The organism is Streptomyces marokkonensis (assembly GCF_039539045.1).
GTDB lineage: Bacteria > Actinomycetota > Actinomycetes > Streptomycetales > Streptomycetaceae > Streptomyces > Streptomyces marokkonensis.
The window spans coordinates 1-3,543 of the sequence record NZ_BAABCQ010000320.1 but is presented as its reverse complement, the minus strand read 5'-3'; the positions used below and the strand labels follow the sequence as shown (position 1 = coordinate 3,543).

Here is a 3,543-nt window from a genome sequence, read left to right as displayed (position 1 = left end):
CGAACGTACTTGGGGTAACAGCTGTCCTGTGCGGCAGCGGTCGAAAGTGGGTGGGGACCGGTGAGGGTGCGCAGGCCGGTGGCGTGGGTCGTGGCGGTCGTGCTCTTCGCGGAGGCGGTCGGCGTCGCGGCGCTGAACTGGTTTCTGGGGATCGTCGTCGACCGGCAGAACATGTCCCTGGCCGGTCTCGACCCGGACATGATGTCCGTGTCCTCGAAGGCCGGCGGTGTCGTCTTCGGGCTCTACTTCGCGCTGTGCGGCCTGGTCGCCCTGCTCGTGGCGGTGCGAGGCCGTCCGCCGGCCGGCCTCGGCCGGGTCCTGCTGGTCAGCGCCGCCGTGGTGCACGCACTGCTCGGCGCCGTAGCCTGGGGGCTGGTCGGCCCCCAGGCCTTCCTGTTCATGGTCCTCGTCCTCGCCCTCATCATCCTGCTGCTGATGACCCACGACGTCCGCGAGGAGCCCGCGGCCGGGCGCCCCGAGGGCGGCGGGGGCGACGACGGATCCCCGGTCAGCCCGCCGCCGGCGCCCACAACTCCGTGATGCCGACGCCCAGTTCTGCGAGCAGTCGGCGTACGAGGGGCAGGCTGATGCCGATCACGTTCCCGTGGTCGCCCTCGATGCCGTCGATGAACGGGGCCGAGCGGCCGTCGAGGGTGAACGCCCCGGCGACGTACAGCGGCTCGCCGGAGGCCACGTAGGCCGCGATCTCCTCGTCGGTCGGCTCGCCGAAGCGGACGACGGTGGAGGCGGTGGCCGAGATGTGGCGGCCCGAGGCGGTGTCCCAGACGCAGTGGCCGGTCTGGAGCGTGCCCGCCCGGCCGCGCATCGCCTTCCAGCGGGCGGTGGCCTCCTCGGCGTCCGCCGGCTTGCCGAGCGCCTGGCCGTCCAGGTCGAGCACCGAGTCGCAGCCGATCACCAGCGCGCCGTGCACCTCGGGCTTGGCCGCCACGACGGAGGCCTTGGCCTCGGCGAGGGCGAGGGCCAGCTCCGCCGGGGTGGGCGCGGTGACGGCCTCCTCGTCGACGCCGCTCACGAGTACTTCGGGGGCGAGTCCGGCCTGGCGCAGCAGGCCGAGCCGGGCCGGGGACTGGGAGGCGAGGACGAGTCGGCGACGCGGCTGCTGGTCTGTCATGGGATCAGGGTATCGGCGCCACCGACGGTGTCAGGGACGCCGGCGCCTCACCCCGCGCCGATCACGATCATCGCGAGGACCATGGCCAGAGCCAGGAAAACGCTCAGCCGCCGCAGCATGTCCTGCGTCTCGCGCAGTTCCTTGGGCGGCTCGTTCTCGGGGTCGGACCACAGCATGTTCCCCAGCGTGCGGCTCGGCCGTGGGGCGGCGCTTGAGTACGGGTACTTATTTGGGGCGCGGGGTTGTGGTGCCATGTGGCGCCATGCGCTGGCGCTGTGTGTCGGTGCCGCGCGCCCACGCGGCAAAGCCGCGTGCCGGTACGGTCCCGCGCCCCCCCGGGTCGGCCGGCTCAGGCCGGCCAGTACGTGCGGCCCCATGACGTCGGGCCCGGGTGGGGAAGGTGGGCGGACGCGATGCGGGACGGGTCGGACCACGCGTCCCGCGTGCTCGGCGCGCCGGACGGCTCGGCCTGAGCCGTCACGGCGCGGGCGCGGACCACCGCCAGGGCGGCGGCCAGCTCCTCGGGGGTGGGGTTGCCCCGTATGACCTTGATCGTCACAGCGGCTCCTTAGAGGGGGATGTTGCCGTGCTTCTTCGGGGGGAGGGATTCCCGCTTCGTACGCAGCTGGCGCAGGCCACGGACGATGTGGCGGCGGGTGTCGGACGGCATGATCACCGCGTCGACGTAGCCGCGTTCGGCCGCCGTGTAGGGGTTGAGGAGGGCGTCCTCGTACTCCCGGATCAGGCGGGCGCGGGTGGCCTCGGCCTCGTCACCGGCCTCCGCGATGGTGCGGCGGTGCAGGATGTTGACCGCGCCCTGGGCGCCCATGACGGCGATCTGGGCGGTGGGCCAGGCCAGGTTCAGGTCGGCACCCAGGTGCTTGGAGCCCATGACGTCGTAGGCGCCGCCGAAGGCCTTGCGGGTGATGACCGTGATGAGCGGGACGGTCGCCTCGGCGTAGGCGAAGATCAGCTTGGCGCCGCGGCGGATGATGCCGTCGTGCTCCTGGTCGACGCCCGGCAGGAAGCCGGGGACGTCCACGAAGGTCAGGACGGGCACGTTGAAGGCGTCGCAGGTGCGCACGAAGCGCGCCGCCTTCTCGGAGGCGGTGATGTCCAGGCAGCCCGCGAACTGCATCGGCTGGTTGGCCACGATGCCGACCGGGCGGCCCTCGACGCGGCCGAAGCCGGTGAGGATGTTCGGCGCGTACAGCGGCTGCGTCTCGAAGAACTCGGCGTCGTCCAGGACGTGCTCGATGACGCTGTGCATGTCGTACGGCTGGTTCGCCGAGTCCGGGACGATCGTGTCCAGCTCGGCGTCCTCGTCCGTGACGGCGAGATCCGCCTCCTCCGGGAAGACGGGCGGGTCGGAGAGGTTGTTGGACGGCAGGTACGACAGCAGCTGCTTGACGTACTCGACGGCGTCCTTCTCGTCACCGGCCATGTGGTGGGCCACGCCCGAGGTGGAGTTGTGGGTGCGCGCGCCGCCCAGCTCCTCGAAACCGACGTCCTCGCCGGTGACCGTCTTGATGACGTCGGGGCCGGTGATGAACATGTGGCTGGTCCGGTCGACCATCACCGTGAAGTCGGTGATCGCGGGGGAGTAGACCGCGCCGCCCGCGCACGGGCCGACGACCAGGCTGATCTGGGGGATGACGCCGGAGGCGTGGGTGTTGCGGCGGAAGATCTCGCCGTACGCGCCCAGCGAGGCCACGCCCTCCTGGATGCGGGCGCCACCGGAGTCGTTGATGCCGATGACCGGGCAGCCGGTCTTCAGCGCGAAGTCCATCACCTTGACGATCTTCTGGCCGTAGACCTCGCCCAGCGCCCCGCCGAACACGGTGAAGTCCTGCGAGAAGACGGCGACCGGGCGGCCGTCGACGGTGCCGTAACCGGTGACGACTCCGTCGCCGTAGGGGCGGTTGGCGTCGAGGCCGAAGTCGGTGGAGCGGTGCCGGGCGAACTCGTCCAGTTCGACGAAGGAATCCTCGTCCAGCAGGAGGCCGATGCGCTCACGGGCCGTCAGCTTGCCCTTGGCGTGCTGCTTCTCGACGGCGCGTTCCGAACCGGCGTGCGTCGCTTCCTCGATACGGCGCCTGAGATCCGCGAGCTTGCCCGCGGTCGTGTGGATGTCGGGCTGCTGCTCTTCCGGCTCGGACATCGGGATGCGGCTCCCTGCCTGCTCAAAAGGGTGGGGACGGTTACTCATCCGTAGAGTAGTAGGGGGTCTTGCGATCGGCAGTGCGGTGTTTCCCACACCGTTTTCCCCTTCACAGACGCGGGAACGGGCTTCTCGGAGAGTCCACGCCGTCACCCTGTTCGTGGTTACGATCGAGGCGTCGCGGCGGGACACGTCGGAGGGGGGACACCGTGAAAGCGGTCGAGAAGTCGGAGGCCAAGCGGTCTTAGGA

5 protein-coding genes are annotated in these 3,543 nt (G+C 70.8%); 1 reads left to right on the top strand and 4 read right to left on the bottom strand.

Annotated features, from left to right (window positions below):
* The first annotated feature begins 78 nt into the window (after positions 1 to 78).
* A complete protein-coding gene (locus ABEA26_RS35405) occupies positions 79 to 540 on the top strand; it encodes a hypothetical protein (protein WP_345598110.1) in 462 nt (153 codons plus the stop codon).
* Here the strand turns inward: ABEA26_RS35405 and ABEA26_RS35400 are convergent.
* From ABEA26_RS35400 to ABEA26_RS35385, 4 genes are all read right to left on the bottom strand, one after another.
* Positions 509 to 1,132, bottom strand: a complete 624-nt coding sequence (locus ABEA26_RS35400; protein ID WP_345598109.1) for a Maf family protein — start codon at positions 1,130 to 1,132, stop codon at positions 509 to 511. The genes ABEA26_RS35405 and ABEA26_RS35400 overlap by 32 nt on opposite strands.
* A gap of 47 nt (positions 1,133 to 1,179) precedes the next feature.
* The gene (mmpB, locus tag ABEA26_RS35395) at positions 1,180 to 1,308 is read right to left on the bottom strand and encodes a morphogenic membrane protein MmpB (protein ID WP_345598107.1); all 129 of its coding nucleotides are present in this window, start codon (positions 1,306 to 1,308) and stop codon (positions 1,180 to 1,182) included.
* Between the two features lie 173 nt (positions 1,309 to 1,481).
* Entirely contained in the window at positions 1,482 to 1,691 is a 210-nt protein-coding gene (locus ABEA26_RS35390) for an acyl-CoA carboxylase subunit epsilon (RefSeq protein WP_345598105.1), read from the bottom strand.
* A gap of 9 nt (positions 1,692 to 1,700) precedes the next feature.
* The gene (locus ABEA26_RS35385; RefSeq protein ID WP_345598103.1) at positions 1,701 to 3,293 is read right to left on the bottom strand and encodes an acyl-CoA carboxylase subunit beta; all 1,593 of its coding nucleotides are present in this window, start codon (positions 3,291 to 3,293) and stop codon (positions 1,701 to 1,703) included.
* Between the last annotated feature and the right edge of the window lie 250 nt (positions 3,294 to 3,543).

Bases quoted from the DNA above. Each gene is read 5' to 3' on its own strand.
- ABEA26_RS35385 (WP_345598103.1), bottom strand. From the start codon at position 3,293: ATGTCCGAGCCGGAAGAGCAGCAGCCCGACATCCACACGACCGCGGGC.
- ABEA26_RS35400 (WP_345598109.1), bottom strand. From the start codon at position 1,132: ATGACAGACCAGCAGCCGCGTCGCCGACTCGTCCTCGCCTCCCAGTCC.
- mmpB (WP_345598107.1), bottom strand. From the start codon at position 1,308: ATGCTGTGGTCCGACCCCGAGAACGAGCCGCCCAAGGAACTGCGCGAG.